The organism is Streptomyces sp. NPDC015130 (genome assembly GCF_043080005.1).
In the GTDB taxonomy this organism is placed as follows: domain Bacteria; phylum Actinomycetota; class Actinomycetes; order Streptomycetales; family Streptomycetaceae; genus Streptomyces.
In genome coordinates, this window is sequence record NZ_JBIBVC010000018.1 from 68,617 (window position 1) to 88,275 (window position 19,659).

The 19,659-nt window shown below is 72.1% G+C and carries 20 protein-coding genes; 11 read left to right on the forward strand and 9 right to left on the reverse strand.

The window, feature by feature from the left end:
* Positions 1-109 precede the first annotated feature (109 nt).
* Positions 110-664, forward strand: a complete 555-nt coding sequence (locus ACF08F_RS30455; RefSeq protein WP_392301743.1) for a Pycsar system effector family protein — start codon at positions 110-112, stop codon at positions 662-664.
* On the opposite strand, the gene ACF08F_RS30460 is transcribed toward ACF08F_RS30455, so the two are convergent.
* The gene (locus tag ACF08F_RS30460; RefSeq protein WP_392301744.1) at positions 644-1,348 is read right to left on the reverse strand and encodes a Crp/Fnr family transcriptional regulator; all 705 of its coding nucleotides are present in this window, start codon (positions 1,346-1,348) and stop codon (positions 644-646) included. The genes ACF08F_RS30455 and ACF08F_RS30460 overlap by 21 nt on opposite strands.
* 375 nt (positions 1,349-1,723) lie before the next feature.
* Here ACF08F_RS30460 and ACF08F_RS30465 point away from each other — a divergent pair, with 375 nt between their 5' ends.
* Positions 1,724-2,305, forward strand: coding sequence for a Uma2 family endonuclease (locus ACF08F_RS30465; RefSeq protein ID WP_392301745.1), 582 nt, complete (start codon positions 1,724-1,726; stop codon positions 2,303-2,305).
* A 92-nt stretch (positions 2,306-2,397) separates the two neighbouring features.
* On the opposite strand, the gene ychF is transcribed toward ACF08F_RS30465, so the two are convergent.
* Positions 2,398-3,486 carry a redox-regulated ATPase YchF gene (ychF, locus tag ACF08F_RS30470; RefSeq protein ID WP_392301746.1) on the reverse strand — a complete coding sequence of 363 codons (1,089 nt, stop codon included), beginning with the start codon at positions 3,484-3,486 and terminating at the stop codon, positions 2,398-2,400.
* Between the two features lie 341 nt (positions 3,487-3,827).
* Here ychF and ACF08F_RS30475 point away from each other — a divergent pair, with 341 nt between their 5' ends.
* Positions 3,828-4,397 (forward strand): DUF6542 domain-containing protein, encoded by a 570-nt coding sequence (locus tag ACF08F_RS30475; protein WP_392301854.1) that lies wholly within the window; start codon positions 3,828-3,830, stop codon positions 4,395-4,397.
* Positions 4,398-4,925: 528 nt separating this feature from the next.
* Here the strand turns inward: ACF08F_RS30475 and ppgK are convergent.
* A complete protein-coding gene (gene ppgK / locus ACF08F_RS30480; RefSeq protein WP_392301855.1) occupies positions 4,926-5,669 on the reverse strand; it encodes a polyphosphate--glucose phosphotransferase in 744 nt (247 codons plus the stop codon).
* Positions 5,670-5,704: 35 nt separating this feature from the next.
* Positions 5,705-6,757 carry a 4-hydroxy-3-methylbut-2-enyl diphosphate reductase gene (locus ACF08F_RS30485; RefSeq protein WP_392301747.1) on the reverse strand — a complete coding sequence of 351 codons (1,053 nt, stop codon included), beginning with the start codon at positions 6,755-6,757 and terminating at the stop codon, positions 5,705-5,707.
* A 54-nt stretch (positions 6,758-6,811) separates the two neighbouring features.
* Here ACF08F_RS30485 and ACF08F_RS30490 point away from each other — a divergent pair, with 54 nt between their 5' ends.
* From ACF08F_RS30490 to ACF08F_RS30505, 4 genes are all read left to right on the forward strand, one after another.
* On the forward strand, positions 6,812-8,185 hold the full coding sequence (locus ACF08F_RS30490; RefSeq protein ID WP_392301748.1) for an APC family permease: 1,374 nt from the start codon (positions 6,812-6,814) through the stop codon (positions 8,183-8,185).
* A gap of 57 nt (positions 8,186-8,242) precedes the next feature.
* Positions 8,243-9,484, forward strand: coding sequence for an exodeoxyribonuclease VII large subunit (gene xseA, locus ACF08F_RS30495; RefSeq protein ID WP_392301749.1), 1,242 nt, complete (start codon positions 8,243-8,245; stop codon positions 9,482-9,484).
* Between the two features lie 67 nt (positions 9,485-9,551).
* A complete protein-coding gene (locus ACF08F_RS30500; protein ID WP_392301750.1) occupies positions 9,552-9,797 on the forward strand; it encodes an exodeoxyribonuclease VII small subunit in 246 nt (81 codons plus the stop codon).
* 324 nt (positions 9,798-10,121) lie between these two features.
* Complete coding sequence (locus ACF08F_RS30505; RefSeq protein WP_392301751.1) at positions 10,122-10,712, forward strand: malonic semialdehyde reductase; 591 nt, start codon at positions 10,122-10,124, stop codon at positions 10,710-10,712.
* Between the two features lie 81 nt (positions 10,713-10,793).
* Here ACF08F_RS30505 and ACF08F_RS30510 read toward each other — a convergent pair whose 3' ends face one another.
* A complete protein-coding gene (locus ACF08F_RS30510; RefSeq protein WP_392301752.1) occupies positions 10,794-11,327 on the reverse strand; it encodes a DUF4245 domain-containing protein in 534 nt (177 codons plus the stop codon).
* Positions 11,328-11,461: 134 nt separating this feature from the next.
* On the opposite strand from ACF08F_RS30510, the gene glpX reads away from it, so the two are divergent.
* Positions 11,462-12,496, forward strand: a complete 1,035-nt coding sequence (glpX, locus tag ACF08F_RS30515) for a class II fructose-bisphosphatase (RefSeq protein WP_392301753.1) — start codon at positions 11,462-11,464, stop codon at positions 12,494-12,496.
* A gap of 83 nt (positions 12,497-12,579) precedes the next feature.
* On the opposite strand, the gene ACF08F_RS30520 is transcribed toward glpX, so the two are convergent.
* Together ACF08F_RS30520 and ACF08F_RS30525 are read right to left on the reverse strand one after the other, a co-directional pair.
* The gene (locus tag ACF08F_RS30520) at positions 12,580-12,954 is read right to left on the reverse strand and encodes a WhiB family transcriptional regulator (RefSeq protein WP_376402237.1); all 375 of its coding nucleotides are present in this window, start codon (positions 12,952-12,954) and stop codon (positions 12,580-12,582) included.
* A gap of 161 nt (positions 12,955-13,115) precedes the next feature.
* Positions 13,116-13,820 (reverse strand): DUF1707 domain-containing protein, encoded by a 705-nt coding sequence (locus ACF08F_RS30525; protein WP_392301754.1) that lies wholly within the window; start codon positions 13,818-13,820, stop codon positions 13,116-13,118.
* 277 nt (positions 13,821-14,097) lie between these two features.
* Here ACF08F_RS30525 and ACF08F_RS30530 point away from each other — a divergent pair, with 277 nt between their 5' ends.
* Positions 14,098-15,768 (forward strand): fumarate hydratase, encoded by a 1,671-nt coding sequence (locus tag ACF08F_RS30530; protein WP_392301755.1) that lies wholly within the window; start codon positions 14,098-14,100, stop codon positions 15,766-15,768.
* A 177-nt stretch (positions 15,769-15,945) separates the two neighbouring features.
* Entirely contained in the window at positions 15,946-16,623 is a 678-nt protein-coding gene (locus tag ACF08F_RS30535) for an HAD family acid phosphatase (RefSeq protein WP_392301756.1), read from the forward strand.
* Between the two features lie 96 nt (positions 16,624-16,719).
* Here the strand turns inward: ACF08F_RS30535 and ACF08F_RS30540 are convergent, their stop codons facing one another.
* Positions 16,720-17,250, reverse strand: a complete 531-nt coding sequence (locus ACF08F_RS30540) for a hypothetical protein (protein ID WP_392301757.1) — start codon at positions 17,248-17,250, stop codon at positions 16,720-16,722.
* Between the two features lie 98 nt (positions 17,251-17,348).
* Here ACF08F_RS30540 and ACF08F_RS30545 point away from each other — a divergent pair, with 98 nt between their 5' ends.
* Positions 17,349-18,005, forward strand: coding sequence for a lipoprotein (locus tag ACF08F_RS30545; protein WP_392301758.1), 657 nt, complete (start codon positions 17,349-17,351; stop codon positions 18,003-18,005).
* Between the two features lie 91 nt (positions 18,006-18,096).
* Here ACF08F_RS30545 and ACF08F_RS30550 read toward each other — a convergent pair whose 3' ends face one another.
* Positions 18,097-19,626 carry a ricin-type beta-trefoil lectin domain protein gene (locus ACF08F_RS30550; protein WP_392301759.1) on the reverse strand — a complete coding sequence of 510 codons (1,530 nt, stop codon included), beginning with the start codon at positions 19,624-19,626 and terminating at the stop codon, positions 18,097-18,099.
* Positions 19,627-19,659 lie beyond the last annotated feature (33 nt).

Below are 19,659 nucleotides of genomic sequence, written 5' to 3' on the forward strand. Positions count from 1 at the left end.
CGTGGAAATACGGGATCTCGTGCAGTCGCCCAATCCCGTAGAAGTGGCTGGTCCGCACGGCGCGTCGACGGCTCAATGGAAGTCCGGTCGAGCCGTGTCGGAGGTTTCCGTGACTACCACCCCACCCACCGCGCCCACCGCGGCGCCCGCCCCCGCCGGGGGCGCGTCCGTGCCGGCCTCGCACACGATGCTGCCCGTCCTGCAGACGGCTCACCAGCACGCCGACGCCAAGGCCGGCATCCTCTCCGCCGTGCAGGCGGCGCTCGTGGGGACGGCCGGCGCGTGGAGCGAGGCGGCGGTCGACGGCTGGCGGCGCGGCGGCCCGCTCGGCTGGACGGCGGCGGCGCTGCTGGTCCTCTTCGCGTGCGGCCTGTTCGGCGGCGCGGCCTCGCTCGCGCTGGCGCTCCGGCCGCGCGTCTGGCGGCCGACCGGCCCCAACGACTACAGCTTCGTACGGCTGGCAGCCGCCGCGGAGCCGCCGCCGCTCACCGCTCTCGTGCCGACGGCGTCCGAGGAGGACGAGCGGCAGCTGCGCGCGATGATCCGGTTCCTCTCGGACGTGGCCCTGCGGAAGTACCGCTGCGTGACGGCGGCCGTGGTGTGCACCGCGGTGATGGGCACGACCGCGGGACTGTGCCTGCTGCTACGGCCGTTCCTCGACTGACCCGCGGGGCCGGGGCGGGGCGGGCGGGAGCACGGGCTCGGCGAGCTCGGCCACCCGGGCGAGCCGGGAGAGGTCGTGCACGGTGGTGGTCCGGTAGCCCGTGCCGAGCAGCCCCTCGTCGCGGAGCTCGCGCAGCCCCTTGTGCACGGTGGTCTCGGCCGCGCCGGTGAGCGCGGCGAGTTCGGGCTGGGTGAGCTGGAAGCCGATCACGTGGCCGCCGCCCGCCTCGGGCCGCCCGTACGCCACGGCGAGCTCCACCAGGAGACGGGCGAGGCGCACCTTGACCGGGTAGCCGCGGAACTCCAGGCGCCGCCGGTTGGCCCAGCGCAGCCGGTCGGCGACGATCCGGGTCAGCGCCATCGCGACCTCGGGCCGCCGCAGCATGAGCCCGTGCAGGGCCCCGGGCCCGATCACACGCGCCCGCAGGGGCCCGCAGGCCACGACCCCGGCGGACCGGGGGGCGCCGTCGAGGGCGGCCATCTCCCCGACGCTGTCACCGCCGACCCGGACGGCGAGCAGCGACTCCTGCCCGTTCTCGACGGTCGCGGTGACCTTCGCGAACCCGCTGAGGATCACGTACAGATGCCGGTCCGTGGCCCCCTCGGTGAGGAGCACTCCCCCGGACCCGAGCGTCAACTCGGATCCGAGCCCGAGCAGTTCGGCCCGCGCGGGCCCGGACAACACCCCGAGCAGACTCCGCCCGGGCCACCCCCACGCACCACCGCCCACGCCGCACCCTCTCTCCACGCCCACCCACCAACGCCACGCCGGCCCAGGCTAGGCCCTCCGCCACGGATGCACCCCGCTCCGGCGGACTCCGTGACACCCGGATCAGCGGCACGACAGCCGACGTGCGGGGGTGGAGGTGGCTAGGGCGTGTTGCGAAAGTAGCGCCGGCCGCCCGAAGGGCGGGCCGGACGGCGTCTGGTGCGTGCGATCGCAAGGCGGAGGATCACCCCGCTACTGGATGTATCGGGGTGATCCCGACAACGCGGCGAGCGTGCGTGCCAGGCGCCGTCGGGCAGGCGGGACTTTCGCAACACGCCCTAGGGTTGCCCCATGCCCGCACTGCCCGACTGGATGCATCCGCCACGCGCGGAGGGCTGGTTCGCGGAGGACCTGGACCGCCTCCCCGAGGCACCCCGCCACACCGAGTTGATCGACGGAGCACTCGTCTTCAGGATGTCGCCCCAGCGTGCCTGGCACCGCCGCCTCGCCACCGCCCTGACCACCACACTCATGGCGCAGGCGCCGGCCGGCTTCGAGGTCGAACGGGAGATGACGATCCGCCTCGATTCCCGCAACCGCCCCGAGCCGGACCTCTTGCTGACGGACCTGCCCTACGCCCCCGACCGCACCTGGTACGCCCCGGAGAACGTGAGACTCGTCGTCGAGGTCGTCTCCCCCGAGTCCGCCCACCGCGACCGCACCGTGAAGCTCCGCAAGTACGCGGAGGCCGGCATCCCGCACTACTGGTGCGTCGAGGACGAGGACGGGGCGCCCGTCGTGCACGTCTACGAGCTCGACGGACCCACGGGCGCCTACGCCCCCGCCGGAATCTTCCGGGGCGCCCTCCAGCGCCCGGTGCCCTTCGAGATCACCCTGGACCTCGACAAGCTCACCCCGCCCCGGAAGAGCTGAGCGATCGGGCGAGCGGACGCGGGCATGCGGCAGGGGCCGGACTCGCCCGAGTCCGGCCCCTGCCGTGAGCGGTGAGCGGTGCGCGGTGCGCGTCAGACGTTGAAGCGGAACTCCACCACGTCGCCGTCCTGCATCACGTACTCCTTGCCCTCCATGCGGGCCTTGCCCTTCGCGCGGGCCTCGGCGACCGAGCCGGTCTCGACGAGGTCGGCGAAGGAGATGACCTCGGCCTTGATGAAGCCCTTCTGGAAGTCGGTGTGGATCACACCGGCCGCCTCGGGGGCCGTCGCGCCCTGCTTGATCGTCCAGGCGCGGGATTCCTTCGGGCCGGCCGTCAGGTAGGTCTGGAGGCCGAGCGTCGCGAAGCCGACGCGGGCGAGGGTGGCCAGGCCCGGCTCCTCGGCGCCGACGGACTGGAGGAGCTCCATGGCGTCCTCCTCGTCCAGCTCCGCCAGGTCCTGCTCCAGCTTCGCGTTGAGGAAGATCGCCTCCGCCGGGGCGACCAGCGCGCTCTGCTCCGCCTTGAAGGCGTCGTCCGTCAGCTCGTCCTCGTCGACGTTGAAGACGTACAGGAACGGCTTCGTGGTGAGGAGGTGGAGGTCGTGGAGCGGCTCCGCCTTCTCCGAGCCCTGCACGATGCCCTGCGAGAAGAGGGTGTCGCCCTTCTCCAGGATCGCCTGGGCGGCCTCGACCGCCGCGACCTTCGGCGCGATGTCCTTCTTGATCCGCATCTCCTTCTGGAGGCGCGGCAGGACCTTCTCGATCGTCTGGAGGTCCGCGAGGATCAACTCCGTGTTGATCGTCTCGATGTCGTCCTTCGGCGAGACCTTGCCGTCGACGTGGACGACGTTCTCGTCCTTGAAGGCGCGGATGACCTGGCAGATCGCGTCCGACTCGCGGATGTTCGCGAGGAACTTGTTGCCCAGGCCCTCGCCCTCGCTCGCGCCGCGCACGATGCCCGCGATGTCGACGAAGTCGACCGTCGCCGGGAGGATGCGCTGGGAGCTGAAGATCTCCGCGAGCTTGGTGAGGCGGGCGTCGGGGACACCGACGACTCCGACGTTGGGCTCGATCGTGGCGAACGGGTAGTTGGCCGCCAGCACGTCGTTCTTGGTCAGGGCGTTGAACAGGGTCGACTTGCCGACATTCGGCAGACCGACGATTCCGATCGTGAGCGACACGGTGGCGACTTCCTGAAGTGTGGATGGTGGGCCGATCCCCCAGTTTACGGGCGGGGTGAACCGGCCGGTGACGTCGGCCTTCGGTCGATCTCGGGCGCATCGTCACCCAAAGGGCGTGTCTCGGACCGGGTTCCCCGCCCCTTCCGACCTACGTTGGTGGTGTGGAGCAGCACAGGACAAGTCAGCCGCAAGGCCGCCGACGGCCGCAAAACCCCGTCACACCGCCCGTGACGCCGCCCGGCGCGCTCGCGGACGGAGCGGCCGTCGAGGGCGTGGCCGTGTACCGCGTCACCGGCCGGGCCGGGCGGGGCGCGCGCGCGAAGCGGGCCGCGGCCGCCGTCGTGCCCGGGCGGGGTCCCGGGCGGCCCGCGGGCGCCCGGCCCGTGGCGCCCGTCGTCCTCGCCCTGCGGCGGCTCCCCGCGCCCCGGCTCACCGGGCTCGGCGCCGGGCTGTTCGCCGCCGCTGCCATGCTGGTGATCGGTTTCCTCGACCGGCTGATCCTCGACGGCTCCCCGATCGTCTTCGGGCTGCTGTTCCTGCCGGTCAGCGCCCTGACCGCGCTGTGGGTCCGTACCGCCGACCTCGTCACCGCCCCGATCGGCGTCCCCATCGCCTTCGCCGTCGGGGTCGTCCCCATCTCGGGCGGTACGGGTGGGCTCGGCGGCCAGGCCATGGCCGTCGTGACCGCCCTCGCCGTGCACGCCGGCTGGCTCTACGGCGGCACCCTCGTCGCCGGCCTCATCACGAGCGTCCGCAAGGTACGGGACATGGGCCGCCGCCAGCAGCGCGCCGCGGCAGGGTCGGGGCCCGGGGCCGGCTCCCGGCCCGGCCCCGCAGGCCGTACCGCCCCCGCCACCGGCGAGAAGGCCGGCGGCCGCCCCTCGACCTCCGGCCGACGCCCCGTCGCCTAGGGCGTGTTGCGAAAGTAGCGCCGGCCGCCCGAAGGGCGAGCCCGACGGCGTCTGGTGCGTGCGATCGCAAGGCGGAGGGTCACCCCGATACTGGATGTATCGGGGTGATCCCGACAACGCGGCGAGCGTGCCTGCCAGGCGCCGTCGGGCAGGCGGGACTTTCGCAACACGCCCTAGGGCGCCGTACCCCGAAGGCCCCATCCGGCCCGACCACCGGCGCGGCGCCGCGAACTCGCCCCGTGGCCGCAACCGGGCCGAGGGGGTGACCGGCCGTGGCCGGAGACGGATCGCCGGGCACGGAGCCGGGCCGGGCCGGTGACCGGCCGGGGGCGAGTGCGGAAGCCCTGGGCCACCCGGGCCGGAGGCAGAGCCCGGGCCGGAGGCAGAGCCCGGGCCGGAGGCAGAGCCCGGGCCGGAGGCGGAACCCGGTCCACCGTCCGGCCCGGAAGGCAGTGCCCGGGCCGCCGGGCGCCGGTCCTGTCGACCGCGGCGGTCAGCCCGGCGCCCGGCTTCGTGACGTTTCTCGGGTCAGGACCCCGCCGCCGTCATCGCTGCGCCGACGATGCCCGCGTTGTTCTGGAGTTCCGCCGGGACGATCTCCGCGCGGATGCCCTCGATCAGCGGGAGGAACTTCTCGGGCTTGCGGCTCACCCCGCCGCCGATGATGAACAGCTCCGGCGAGAACAGCATCTCCACGTGCGCGAGGTACTTCGTCAGCCGGCGCTTCGCCCAGTGCTCCCAGGTGAGGCCGTGGTCCTCCCGGGCCTTCGTCGAGGCCCGGGTCTCCGCGTCGTGCCCCTTCAGCTCCAGATGGCCCAGCTCCGTGTTCGGCACGAGGCGGCCGTCGACGAAGAGGGCCGAGCCGATGCCCGTACCCAGCGTCAGCAGGATCACCGTGCCCTTGCGGCCCCGGCCCGCGCCGAAGGTCATCTCCGCGACCCCGGCCGCGTCCGCGTCGTTCAGGACGGTCACCGGGAGGCCGCCGAGCCGCTCGCTCAGCAGGGTGCCCGCGTCGACGCCGATCCAGCTCTTGTCGACGTTCGCGGCGGTACGGACCGTGGAGCCCGTCACCACGCCCGGGAAGGTCACCCCCACCGGTCCGGTCCAGCCGAAGTGCTCCACGACCTCCACGACGCAGCCCGCCACACCGTCGGGTGTGGCGGGCTGCGGGGTCAGTACCTTGTGGCGCTCCTCGGCGAGCGCTCCGCGCTCCAGGTCCACGGGGGCGCCCTTGATGCCCGAACCGCCGATGTCCACTCCGAAGACGTTCATGGTCATGGACCCACGGTAAGGGCTCCGGCGTGGAGTTACTCCTTGGCGGCGGCCGCGGGCTCACCCGCGCCGAGCTTCTCCGCCACGGCCCGCAGGTCCTTGTTGCGGAGCTCCTTGGGCAGGGAGAAGGTCAGGGACTCGTCCGCCGTCTTGACGATCTCGACGTCCGCGTAGCCGCGCTCCCCGAGCCACTCCAGGACCTCCTGGACCAGGACGTCCGGGACGGAGGCGCCGGAGGAGAGGCCGACGCTGGTCACGCCCTCCAGCCAGGCCTCGTCGATCTCGCTCGCGAAGTCGACCAGGTACGCGGCGGGGACGCCGGCCTGCTTGGCGACCTCGACCATGCGGATCGAGTTCGAGGAGTTCTTCGAGCCGACGACGATGACGAGCTCGGCCTGGCCGGCGAGCTCCTTGATCGCGGTCTGGCGGTTCTGCGTGGCGTAGCAGATGTCGTCGGACGGCGGGGAGATCAGCTGCGGGAACTTCTCCTTCAGCGCGTCGACCGTCTCCATCGTCTCGTCGACCGAGAGCGTGGTCTGGGAGAGCCAGACGACGCGGGAGGGGTCGCGGACCTCGATCTTGGCGACGTCGCCGGGGCCGTCGACCAGCTGGATGTGGTCGGGGGCCTCGCCGGAGGTGCCGATGACCTCCTCGTGGCCCTCGTGGCCGATGAGGAGGATGTCGAAGTCCTCGTTGGCGAAGCGGACGGCTTCCTTGTGGACCTTGGTGACGAGCGGGCAGGTCGCGTCGATCGTCGCGAGCCGGCCCTGGCGGGCCTCCTCGTGGACGGTCGGGGCGACGCCGTGCGCGGAGAACATCACGATGTTGCCCGGCGGCACCTCGGTCGCCTGGTCGACGAAGATCGCGCCCTTCCGCTCCAGCGTCTGGACCACGTACTTGTTGTGGACGATCTCGTGGCGCACGTAGATCGGGGCCCCGTACTGCTCCAGGGCCTTCTCCACCGCGATCACGGCACGGTCCACGCCCGCGCAGTAGCCGCGGGGTGCGGCGAGCAGGACACGCTTCGGGCGGTTCGTCGCGGGGGCGGACTCGGGCGTCGACGCGGGCGTTGCAGTCATGCGTCCCATCGTAAGGCCGCGTCGGTCAGCGCTTTGATCGGTGCCGTGGCCGAGACTGACCGCATGGCCGAGGAACCGCGGGTGGCTGGGCGCGAGGGGCACGGGGAACACACGGATCTCCGCCGGAGCCTCGGCTTCCGTGACCTGGTCGTCTACGGGCTCCTCTTCATCGCGCCGATGGCCCCCGTCGGCGTCTTCGGCACGCTCGACGCCAAGTCCCACGGGGCCGTCGCACTCGTGTACGTCGTGGCCACGGTCGCCATGGCCTTCACGGCCTTCAGCTACGCCCAGATGGTGCGGGTCGCGCCGCAGGCCGGCTCGGTCTTCGCGTACGCCCGCAAGGGCCTCGGCGAGGGGCCCGGCTTCGTCGCCGGCTGGATGGCGCTCCTCGACTACATGCTGATCCCGGCCGTCGCGTACCTCTTCGCGGGCATCGCCATGGAGGCGCTGGTCCCGGAGGTGGACCGGTGGGTGTGGACCGGGATCGCCGTGGTGGTCACCACCCTGCTCAACCTGTGGGGCGTGCGGGCCGCGGCCCGGGTCGGCTTCGCCGTGCTCGCGATGGAGATCGTCGTCCTGCTGGTCTTCGTCGTGTCGGCGGTGGTGGTGCTCGTCCAGGACGGGCCGCGGCGCGACTGGTGGTCGCCGCTGACCGGTGACGCGTCGTTCTCCCTGGCCGCGGTCATCGGCGCGGTGTCGGTCGCGGTGCTGTCGTACCTGGGCTTCGACGCGATCGCCTCCTTCGCGGAGGAGGTCACGGGCGGTTCGGCGAAGGTGGCACGGGCGGTACTGGTCTGCCTGGTGCTCGCGGGCGCGCTGTTCGTGGCGCAGACCTGGCTCGTGGCCCTCCTCGAACCGGTCTCCTCGGCCGAGCTCGCCGCCGATCCGGAGAAGCAGGGGTCCGCCTTCTACGACGCCGTGGAGGTGTCGGTCGGCGGCTGGCTGCACGACCTGGTCGCCGTCTCGAAGGCGATCGGCGCGGCGTTCGCCGCCCTCGCGGGGCAGGCGGCCGGGGGGCGGCTGCTCTTCGCGATGGGCCGCGACCGGCGGCTGCCGCACGTCCTCGCCCGGACGGACTCGGGCGTGCCGCGGGTGGCGCTGCTGGTGTCGGCGACGGTGACGATGGTCGCGGCACTGTGGGCGGCGCGGCGGGACGACGGCCTGGACCACCTGGTGTCGGTCGTGGACGTCGGCGCACTGACGGCCTTCGTACTGCTGCACGCGAGCGTGGTGGGGTGGTTCGCGGTACAGAGGGCGGAGGGGCCGCCGCACTGGCTGAGGCACGTCGTCATGCCGGTCGTCGGCGCGGCGATCCTGGTCGCGGTGATCGTGGAGGCCTCGGTCGCCGCGCAGGTGGTGGGTGTGGTGTGGCTCGGGATCGGGTTCGTCGTCCTGGCGGTACAGGGCACGACCCGAACGCCGGCGGCACGGTCCTGAGGCCCCGCCGTCGCCGTCGTCGTACACGTTGTCGTACCGCGCCGTTACGCTCGGTCCATGGCTCTGACTACGTCCGCCGAAGCGCCGCTTCCCGTCGGTGAGGTCTCCCGGCTGATCGGGGGCTGGATCGACCGGCTCGGAGCGATCTGGGTCGAGGGGCAGATCACGCAGTTGTCGCGGCGGCCCGGTGCCGGGGTCGTCTTCCTGACGCTGCGGGATCCGTCGCACGACATCTCCATCGGCGTCACCTGCTACCGCCAGGTCTTCGACTCGGTCGCGGACCTGGTGTCCGAGGGCGCCCGGGTCGTCGTGCACGCCAAGCCCGAGTGGTACGCGCCGCGCGGGCAGCTGTCGCTGCGCGCCGCGGAGATCAAGCCGGTCGGGATCGGCGAGCTGCTCGCCCGCCTGGAGCAGCTGAAGCGGAGCCTGGCGGCCGAGGGGCTCTTCGCGCTCGACCGGAAGAAGCCCCTGCCGTTCCTGCCGCATCTGATCGGGCTCGTCTGCGGCCGGGCCTCGGCGGCGGAGCGGGACGTCCTGGAGAACGCGCGGCGCCGCTGGCCGGCCGTCCGCTTCGAGGTGCGGAACGTCGCGGTGCAGGGCGTGAAGGCGGTCCCGCAGGTCGTCCAGGCGGTGAAGGAGCTCGACGCCCACGAGGACGTGGACGTGATCATCGTCGCCCGGGGCGGCGGCAGCGTCGAGGACCTGCTGCCGTTCTCGGACGAGCAGCTCGTCCGGACCGTCGCCGACTGCCGTACGCCGGTGGTCTCCGCGATCGGGCACGAGCCGGACTCGCCCCTCCTCGACCTGGTGGCGGACCTGCGGGCCTCCACGCCGACGGACGCCGCCAAGAAGGTGGTGCCGGACGTCGGGGAGGAGCTCGACCGGGTGCGCGGGCTGCGGGACCGGGCGCTGCGGACCGTGCGGGGGCTGCTGGAGCGCGAGGAGCGCGGTCTGGCGCACGCGCTCGGGCGGCCCGTCATGGAGCATCCGCAGCGGATGGTCGAGGTCCGCGAGGACGAGGTCGACGCGCTGCTGGCGCGGAGCCGGCGGGTGCTGGGGCACCTCCTGGACCGGGCCGACTCCGAGCTGTCGCACACCCACGCGCGGGTCCGGGCGCTCTCGCCCGCGGCGACGATGGAGCGGGGGTACGCGGTGCTCCAGCGGGCGGACGGCGCGGTCGTCCGCTCCCCGGAGGAGGTCGCGGAGGGCGAGGAGCTGCGGGCTCGGGTCGCCGAGGGCGAGTTCGCGGTGCGGCGGGTGGACGCGGGCGAGAGCTCAGGCGGGGCCGGCCCGGCCTGAGCGCCCCCCTCGGGCGGCGGGCGGCAGAAGACATCGAGTGAGAAGCGGACACACGGAGGTGGAGCACATGGCGGCAGCCGGTGCGGAAGAGGCGGCGCTCGGGTACGAGCAGGCGCGGGACGAGCTCGTCGAGGTCGTCCGGCGGCTGGAGGCGGGCGGGACGTCCCTGGAGGAGTCCCTCGCGCTCTGGGAGCGCGGCGAGGAGCTGGCGAAGGTCTGCCGGCGGCGCCTCGAAGGCGCCCGGGCCCGTCTCGACGCCTCCCTGGCGGCGGAGCGGGCCGCGGAGGCGGAGGCGGCGGGCACGGAGGAGTAGCCCCGCCCAGAGCACGGCACCGCCGTTCGTGCCGTTCGCGCCGTTCGCGCCGTTCGTGCCGTTCGTGCCGTTCATGCCGTTCGTTCTCGCCGTTTCCGCCATTCCCGCCGTTCGTTCTAGCCGTTCGTTCTCGCCGTTCCCGCCGTCCGCGGCCCGAATGGCGGACCGGGCGGCGCCCCGGCATGCCCTGACGTAGACTCCACAGTGAAACGGATCACTATCCGGATAGATTAGTTGAATTTTCATCAATCATGGGCGTACTGTCGAGGACGTCGCTCGAACCCTTGCGGGCGATCCCCTTTTGCAGTTCGGAAGGTACGCAGCATGTCTCTCGCCCTTGACTCCGCCGCCCAGGACCTCCTCTTCCGTGAGGCCCGCACCGCCAACACGTTCACCGACGAGCCGGTGACCGACGAGCAGGTCCAGGCGATCTACGACCTGGTGAAGTACGGCCCGACCGCCTTCAACCAGACCCCGCTGCGCATCACCCTGGTCCGCTCCCCCGAGGCCCGCGAGCGCCTGGTCAAGCACATGGCCGAGGGCAACCGGCCGAAGACCGCGACCGCCCCGCTGGTCGCGATACTCTCCGCCGACAACGAGTTCCACGAGGAGCTCCCGGCCCTGCTCCCGCACTTCCCGCAGGCCAAGGACGTCTTCTTCTCGGAGCGCCCGGTCCGCGAGCAGTCCGCCGTGCTGAACGCCGCCCTCCAGGCCGCGTACTTCATCGTCGGCGTCCGCGCCGCCGGCCTCGCCGCCGGCCCGATGACCGGCCTGGACTTCGCCGGCGTCCAGAAGGAGTTCCTGGACGACGACCACACCCCGCTGATGGTCGTCAACATCGGCAAGCCGGGCGAGGACGCCTGGTTCCCGCGCTCCCCGCGCCTCGCCTTCGAGGACGTCGTCACCACCGTCTGACGACCCCGCAGGACCGCACGCGGGCGAAAGGGCCCCGCACTCACCGAGTGCGGGGCCCTTCCCGTACGTCTCGCGCGCCCGTCAGGCCTGGTGCGGCTTGAGCGAGCCGGCCATCTCCGCCAGCCGCTCGAAGGACGCCGTGCCGGTCACGACGGTCGTCGAGCCGCCCCCCGTGCGGACGAGCGCGTCGTACTTCGGCCCCTCCCAGCGCTGCCACACCTGGCCGCCCACCGACTGGGTCCTCCCGGTGTTCTTCGCCTCGTGCGTGACCTCGGGCACATACTTGCCCGGCTCCGCCGTCGACTGGTGGACCGCCACGTACTGCGTGTCCGGGGAGAGGAACCCGAGCTGCCAGGCGTCGCTCTTCTCCCGCTTGTACGAGACGACCGTCGCCTTCCAGTCCGCCCCGAGGCCCTCGGGCGCCAGCACCGGATACGGTGCCGCCCGCTGGGCCGTCAGGAGCTCGACGCGGTAGTCCTTCGCCTGGACCGGAGCCGCGCTCTCGTCGTGCGGGACGAAGAGATACATCACTCCCGCAGCGACCATGATCACCCCGAGGGACTGGAACATCCCTCGTACCGTCTGCCTACCTCGCATACCTGCCACGCCCATCATGGTCGCATCAGGGTGCCGTGCTCATACGTGGGCCCCTCTGCTCATTTTGTCGACGTACCGATAGAGTCGGACCACCCTCGTTTTCCCCGGCCGTCGCCGTTCCCGGCCGTCGCTGTTCAGAAAGGTGCGCTTCGATGACCGAGAGCCATCACCTGCCGCCCGAGCTCGTCGTCTCCCCCGAGGCCCCCGACCGCAACCTCGCCCTTGAGCTGGTCCGCGTCACCGAGGCGGCCGCCATGGCCGCCGGCCGCTGGGTCGGCCGCGGCGACAAGATCGGCGCGGACGGTGCGGCGGTCAACGCCATGCGGACGCTGATCTCCACCGTCTCGATGGACGGCGTCGTCGTCATCGGCGAGGGCGAGAAGGACGAAGCCCCGATGCTGTTCAACGGCGAGCGTGTCGGCGACGGCACCGGCGCCGAGGTCGACATCGCGGTCGACCCGATCGACGGCACCACGCTCAACGCCAAGGGCATGCCGAACGCGATCGCCGTCCTGGCCGCCGCCGACCGCGGCTCCATGTTCGACCCGTCCGCGGTGTTCTACATGGACAAGCTGGTCACCGGCCCCGAGGCCGCCGACTTCGTCGACATCAACGCCCCCGTCTCGGTCAACATCCGCCGGGTCGCCAAGGCGAAGAACTCCTCGCCCGAGGACATCACGGTCGTGATCCTGGACCGCCCCCGCCACGAGGGCATCGTCAAGGAGATCCGCGAGACCGGGGCCCGGATCAAGTTCATCTCGGACGGCGACGTCGCCGGTTCGATCATGGCCGTCCGCGAGGGCACCGGCGTCGACATGCTCATGGGCGTCGGCGGCACGCCCGAGGGCATCATCTCCGCCTGCGCCATCAAGTGCCTCGGCGGTGTGATCCAGGGCAAGCTGTGGCCGAAGGACGAGGCCGAGCGGCAGAAGGCGCTCGACGCGGGCCACGACCTGGACCGGGTGCTCTCCACCGACGACCTGGTCAGCGGCGACAACGTGTTCTTCGTCGCGACCGGCATCACCGACGGCGAGCTGCTGCGCGGCGTGCGCTACCGCGCCGAGACGGCGACGACCCAGTCCCTGGTCATGCGCTCGAAGTCCGGCACGATCCGCCAGATCGACTCGACGCACCGGCTCTCGAAGCTGCGCGCGTACAGCAAGATCGACTTCGACCGCGCCAACTGAGCCGGGTCACACGAAGAGGGGCGCCCCCATGTGCGGTGGGGGCGCCCCTTCCCGTACGGGCCGCGACGGGAGCCGCGGCTCCGTCAGCCCGCCTGGGCGATCCGCCCGTCCGTCGCGGACGCCTTCCTGAGCTCCACCTCGCGCCGGCGGCGCCTGGCCAGGACCACCCGGCGCTCCGCCGCGGTGAGCCCGCCCCACACCCCGTACGGCTCGGGCTGGATCAGCGCGTGCTCCCGGCACTCGACCATCACGGGACAGCGGGCGCAGACCCGCTTGGCCGCCTCCTCGCGCGCGAGCCGCGCGGCGGTCGGCTCCTTGGAGGGGGCGAAGAACAGCCCGGCCTCGTCCCGGCGGCACACCGCCTCCGCGTGCCAGGGACCGGCCTCGTCCTCCCGGGCAGGTGTGCGCTGAGGGGGCACGGCGGCGACCTGGAGGGGCTGATGCGGCAGTGGCAGCACGGTCTACTCCTGACGACGGCTTCGCGAGCGAGCGGCGATGCAGCAGCCCTACCCGCTGTGCGCGCGCCTATGCACTGCGTGCCGCCCCGTTCCGCTCTGCGGATACCCGTGGGCGAAATCCGGTCACCGGCCGGCCGGGGCGGTGACGCCCGGCGGCCGGGTCAGTGGCCGAGGTGTTTGCGCAGCTTGCCCTGGAGGTCGGTGATCCACTTGCCGCGCTTGGGGCGCGCCTCGACGTTCCCGAAGACCGAGTAGCCGTTGACGACGACGACCGGAGCCTGCGGGTCGACGCCTTCCAGGGTCACGACCTCGAAGTTGCCGAAGATCCCGCTGCCGTTGCCGCGCAGGCTGATGTTCTCCGGGACGCGCACCTCGACGTTCCCGAAGATCGACGTCGCGTTGATCGTCGTGACGCGCTGCGCGAAGATCGCCTCGGTCAGGTCGATCTCGATGTTGCCGAAGAGCGCGAACGCGTTCGTCCTGCGGCTGACCCGCCAACGGCCCTTGCGGGTCGTGCTGGAGAAGATCGCGACCAGGCTGTCCGCCTCACCGTCGGCGTCGGCCGCGTCGTCCTCGTACACGGGGTGGGAATCCCGGCGGGTCCGGGTGCTCGGCAGGTCGCTGACGATCGGCTCCAGCTCCCCGACGGTCTTGGCGCGGTAGACCGCGTCGATCCGGTCCGAGTGCTCCTCGGGATCGATCCGGCCCTCGGCCAGGGCGTCCCGGAGGATGTCCGCGATCCGGTCCCGGTCCGCGTCGGACGCGCGCAGCGAACCTCGCGGGTCGGCGAAGGCCGGGGCGGGCTCGGCGGGAGCGGCCGACCGCTGCGGCTGCTTTTCGGGTTCGGGCTTCTTTTCGAGGTCCACGGAGCCAGCCTAGCGAAACGCGATAGATCGCGACCAGTGGGCGGGCCCGGGACCTGTGGAGGAGAGCCGGCGAACCGGCGGGCGGAAGAGGCGGGTTGGCGGTCCGACGACAGGGCCCCGACACGCCCGCCACCCCCGAACACGCCACATCGGCGTGGTCCGGTGTCCAAGTGAGCCTTACCTCACAGGATCCGGGCCGCGCCCTCGTTCTACGCTGGAGTGCGCGCGGCCAATGGAGGCGGCGCCGCTGTCTGCCGAGTGAGGAATGGCCGCCGTCATGCCAGAGTTTGCGTACTCCGATCTGCTCCCCCTGGGAGAGGACACCACGCCCTACCGCCTGGTGACCTCCGAAGGTGTCTCCACCTTCGAGGCCGACGGCCGTACGTTCCTCAAGGTCGAGCCGGAGGCGCTGCGCAAGCTGGCCGCCGAGGCGATCAAGGACATCCAGCACTTCCTGCGCCCGGCCCACCTGGCCCAGCTGCGCCGGATCATCGACGACCCGGAGGCGTCGAGCAACGACAAGTTCGTCGCGCTCGACCTCCTGAAGAACGCGAACATCGCCGCCGCCGGCGTCCTGCCCATGTGCCAGGACACCGGCACCGCGATCGTCATGGGCAAGCGCGGCCAGAACGTGCTGACCTCGGGCCGCGACGAGGAGGCCCTGTCCAAGGGCATCTACGACGCGTACACCCAGCTCAACCTGCGGTACTCGCAGATGGCCCCGGTGACCATGTGGGAGGAGAAGAACACCGGCTCGAACCTGCCCGCGCAGATCGAGCTGTACGCGACCGACGGCGGCGCGTACAAGTTCCTCTTCATGGCCAAGGGTGGCGGCTCCGCCAACAAGTCCTTCCTCTACCAGGAGACGAAGGCGGTCCTCAACGAGGCCTCCATGATGAAGTTCCTGGAGGAGAAGATCCGCTCGCTCGGCACGGCCGCCTGCCCGCCGTACCACCTGGCGATCGTCGTCGGCGGCACCTCCGCCGAGTTCGCGCTGAAGACCGCGAAGTACGCCTCCGCGCACTACCTGGACGAGCTGCCCTCCGAGGGTGACGCCGCCACCGGCCACGGCTTCCGCGACAAGGAGCTGGAGGAGAAGGTCTTCGAGCTGACGCAGAAGATCGGCATCGGCGCGCAGTTCGGCGGCAAGTACTTCTGCCACGACGTCCGCGTCGTCCGCCTCCCCCGTCACGGCGCCTCGCTGCCCGTCGCCATCGCCGTGTCCTGCTCGGCCGACCGCCAGGCCGTCGCGAAGATCACCGCCGAGGGCGTCTTCCTGGAGCAGCTGGAGACCGACCCGGCGCGCTTCCTGCCGGACACTACGGACGAGCACCTCTCCGAGGAGAGCGACGTCGTCACCATCGACCTGAACCAGCCGATGGACGACATCCTCGCGGAGCTGACCAAGTACCCGGTCAAGACCCGGCTCTCCCTCAACGGCCCGCTCGTCGTGGCGCGCGACATCGCGCACGCCAAGATCAAGGAGCGCCTGGACGCGGGCGAGGAGATGCCGCAGTACCTGAAGGACCACCCGGTCTACTACGCGGGCCCCGCGAAGACCCCCGAGGGCTTCGCCTCCGGTTCCTTCGGTCCGACCACGGCCGGCCGCATGGACTCGTACGTGGAGCAGTTCCAGGCCGCGGGCGGCTCGAAGGTCATGCTGGCCAAGGGCAACCGCTCCGGGCAGGTCACCGCCGCGTGCGGCGCGCACGGCGGCTTCTACCTCGGCTCGATCGGCGGCCCGGCGGCCCGTCTCGCGCAGGACTGCATCAAGAAGGTCGAGGTCGTCGAGTACGAGGAGCTCGGCATGGAGGCGGTCTGGAAGATCGAGGTCGAGGACTTCCCGGCCTTCATCGTCGTGGACGACAAGGGCAACGACTTCTTCCAGAACCCGGCGCCCGAGCCGACCTTCACGCACATCCCGGTGCGGGGTCCCGGCCTCGGCTGACCCGATCGGTCTCCCCTCCCGGCAGAACGGAGCCCCTGGTCCGCGCGTGCGGACCGGGGGCTCCGCCCTTCTCCGCTCAGAATCTCGCTACCGACCGGTGGACCTCCCGTTACCTACCGGTCAGTATTGGCCGCGAGCATGTCAACCACTGAGCCGGTAGACCACTCGGGAGCCCCCATGCCCTCCGTACCCCCCACCACCCTCGCGGCCACGACCCCCCGCACCGCCGCCCGCCGGCGGGTCGCCGCCGGCGCCACCGGCGCGCTGGCCCTGACGGCCTTCCTGGTCGTCGGTCCCGCGCCCGCCGCCTCCGCGGCCGACCCGGACACCCACCTCGTCTCGACCGCCGCCCTCGCGGACGTGGACTACACGACCTGGCGCAAGGACGTGGCCGCCGTCGTCGCGCAGGCCCGCCCGTACATCGAGGAGCGCGCGAAGGACGCCGGCCGCGAGAAGCAGGCGATCGTCCTCGACATCGACAACTCCTCCCTGGAGACCGACTTCCACCCCTTCTGGGAGCTGCCGACCCCGGCCATCGCCGAGGTCCGGGAGCTGGTCCGGGACGCCCACGCCAAGGGGGTGGCGGTCTTCTTCGTCACCGCGCGGCCGGGGATCATCCACTCCCTGACCGACTGGAACCTGAAGCGGGTCGGCTACCCGGTCGACGGGCTGTACGTGCGCTCTCTGCCCGACCTGTTCGCCGAGGTCAGCGCGTACAAGACGGAGAAGCGCGCGGAGATCGAGGCCAAGGGCTACACGATCATCGCGAACATCGGCAACAACACCACCGACATCGTCGGCGGGCACGCCGAGCGCGCCTTCAAACTGCCCGACTACGACGGCAAGCTCTCCTGAGCCGCGGGAGCCCCTTCAGCGCGTGAGGAAGCACCTCGCCGCGTGACGAGGCCCTTCAAGCGCGTGAGGAGGCACCTCGCCGCGTGAGGTGGCGCTTCAGCGCGTGAGGCGGAAGTCCAGCCGCGCGTACTCCCCGTCCTCGGTCGAGCGGATCTGGCCGCGCACGTCCTTGAAGTCGCCGGTCCCGCCGGTGACCGCGATGTCGAACGGGGCGGGCTGCTCGGTCTCCGTCGAGAAGGGGAGGACCACCTGGCCGGCGATCTGCCCGACGGGACCGCCGGTCAGGACGAAGGTGCCCACGCACACCAGGTCGCCGGTGCCGCCCGGGCCGCCGACCCGCGCCACCGTGCAGGTCACGGCGTCCCGGCCGACCTTCTCGCCGCCCTTGGTGCGGTACAGGTCCTCGGCGAAGGCGAAGGCGTCGCCGACCGCGGGGGCGGGGACGCCCTCGCCGGTCTCCTCGCCCGCCTCGGTCTCCTCGCCGGCGACCTCCTGGGCGTAGAGGGTGAATTCGAGGTCGACGGCCCGGGGCGCGGTGCCGGCGGACGCGGGGGCGGACGCCCCGAAGGTGACGAGTGCGACGGTGGCCGCGCCGAGCGCACCGGTCCTCCTGAAGCTCCGGGACATGACCTCACTCCTCGCGGGTGGTGGACCTCCCCCTCGGCTCGCTTCATTGTCCGCCTCCCGTCCCGGGCCCGCCCGCCCGCGCGGCTACCCTGACGGCCATGGAACACCCGATACGGATCATGGCCCCGGTCGTCGCCCTGCTGGTCGGCGGGGTACTGGCGGCCGGCTGCGCCGCTCCCGAGCCGATGCCGGAGGTCACGCCGGGCGCCCGGCCGACCGCGGCGCCGGCCACGACGGCGGGCGGGACGGACCCGAAGGCCGCCGCCGCCTCCGGCGCGACCCTCGGCGGTGCGGGGACGGCCTGCGCGCTGCCCGCCTCCTTCGCGCTGGCGGCGAAGTGGGAGCCCGAGGCGATCGACGACCCCGAGGACCCGGAGTTCGCGGCGCTCACCCGCCAGGGGCCGGCCACGGTCCGCTGCGAGGTGGACGCCAAGCCGGCCGGGCACATCGGGTACCTGCGGGTGTGGACGGCGGACAGGGGTCCGGCCCGGGCCGCCCTGGAAGGCTTCGTGAAGGCCGAGAAGAAGGCGACCGCCGTCGCCTACCGGGAGACGAAGGCGGGCGCGCTGCCCGCCACCGAGGTGACGTACACGGTCGCCGACGAGCTGGGGGGCGAGTCCAAGGAGGAACGGGCCTTCGCCGTCGCGACCCCGAAGGGGACGGTGATCGTCCACCTCGGCGGGCTCGACACGGCGGAGCACCGGGCGATGCTCCCGGCGTACGAGCTGGCGAAGAGCACGACGAAGGCGCTCTGAAGGGCGAACCCTTCCCGCAGCGCCGGCGGGCGCGCATGACCGTGGCCCCCCGTCCCGCACCGGACGAGGGGCCACGGCGTCTTCGGGAGTGCTACGCGAACTTCTGGTTCGCGGAGCCGTCGCAGTTCTGGAGCCTGACCGGCTCCCTCGCCGCGCCCTGGGCGAGGCAGAGGCCCGTCGCGGCGGCGGGCCGGATCGTGGCGCCGTCACGGACGAACTTCTGGTTGGTGCCGCCGTGGCAGTTCCAGATGACGAGCGCCCTGCCCGCCTGGAAGGCGGAGGCGGGGACGTCCAGGCAGCGGTCCTGGGTGAGCTCGGTGTGGACGCTCCGGCGGGTGGAGTCGTACCACCAGCCCTGGTTGCGGCCGCCGTGGCAGTCCCAGCCGAGCACGCCGGTCTCGTTGGCCGAGGAGGCCGCCTCGACGTCCAGGCAGTTGCCGGTGGCCTGGTTCCTCAGCGGTTTGTACGCGTCGTCCCAGGCGACCGGGAAGAGCGTCGGCGTACCCGAGGAGTCGACGTCGGCGCAGCTCGCCTCGCGGAGGCCGGAACCGTAGATCTGCGTGAGGCAGGAGGCGAAGGCGGCGTGTCCGCGCGCGTTGGGGTGGAAGGACTGCCGGACCGAGTTCTCGTCCGGGGTGCCGGGCTTGGAGAGGTCGATGGAGAGACCGCGGGCCCAGGTGTCCTCCATGCAGACCTCGTGGCCGTGGAAGAGCCGCGAGTTGTCGAGGTAGACGGCGCCGGTGGTGGCGGCGGCCCTGCGCATGCCGCGCTCGAAGGCGGGGACGGCGGTGTTGCGGCCCCAGACGGTGTCGGAGTCGTAGCCGAGTCCGCCGCAGACGAGCTTGCCGGGGAAGGAGGGGTTGTCGTGGAAGTCGGGGCCGATGGGGCTGGGGTAGCCCATGACGACGAGCTTGTAGTCGCCGTCGGCGTATCCGGCGTCGCGCATGACGGTCCTGAGGTCGCGCACGGTCTGCTCGACCTTGGGGACGAGCGCGTCGACGCGGGCCTGCCAGCCCGGGGCGTACTTGGGCTCGCAGGCGCCCTGGAGAAGCAGGTAGCGCTGGACGCAGTCGGTCATGACGGGGCCGAACTGCAGGTCGTCGTTGGCTCCGGCGACGAGCAGGACCATCTTGATCCGGGTGTTGCGGGCCTTGACGGCGAGGTTGTCGCTCTGGACGAGCTCGTCGGCGTACTGCTTCGAGCCGCCGATCCGGATGTTGCCCGTGTACGCGCCGGAGCAGGAGACGTTGAAGGTGAGGTCCGCGGGGATGCCCGTGCGGTGGATGGCGGCGTCGGGCGAGCGGTGGCACCAGTTGGTCGGGCCGTTGGTCGGGGGCTCGTACGTGCCGACGCCCTCGCCGGAGATCTCGCTGTCGCCCAGGGAGATCAGGCCCGTCTTACGCTGGGCGAGCGGGCGTTCGGCGGGGTCGCCGTAGATCTTGGTGGCCTCGGCGGCCCGGATCGCCTCCAGCTCGGGCGGGAGCGGTACGGAAGCGGTGACCGCCGCGGCGGTGGCGGGGGCGGCGCCGGCGGGGGCCGCCGCGGTCATCGTGCCGAGCGCCGCGGCGGCCGCGGCGACGGCCGCGATGGGCCAGCGGAGTCTGTACCTGGTGCGCTTCATTGCGCCTCCTGGAAGTGGGGTTACCCACGGTTT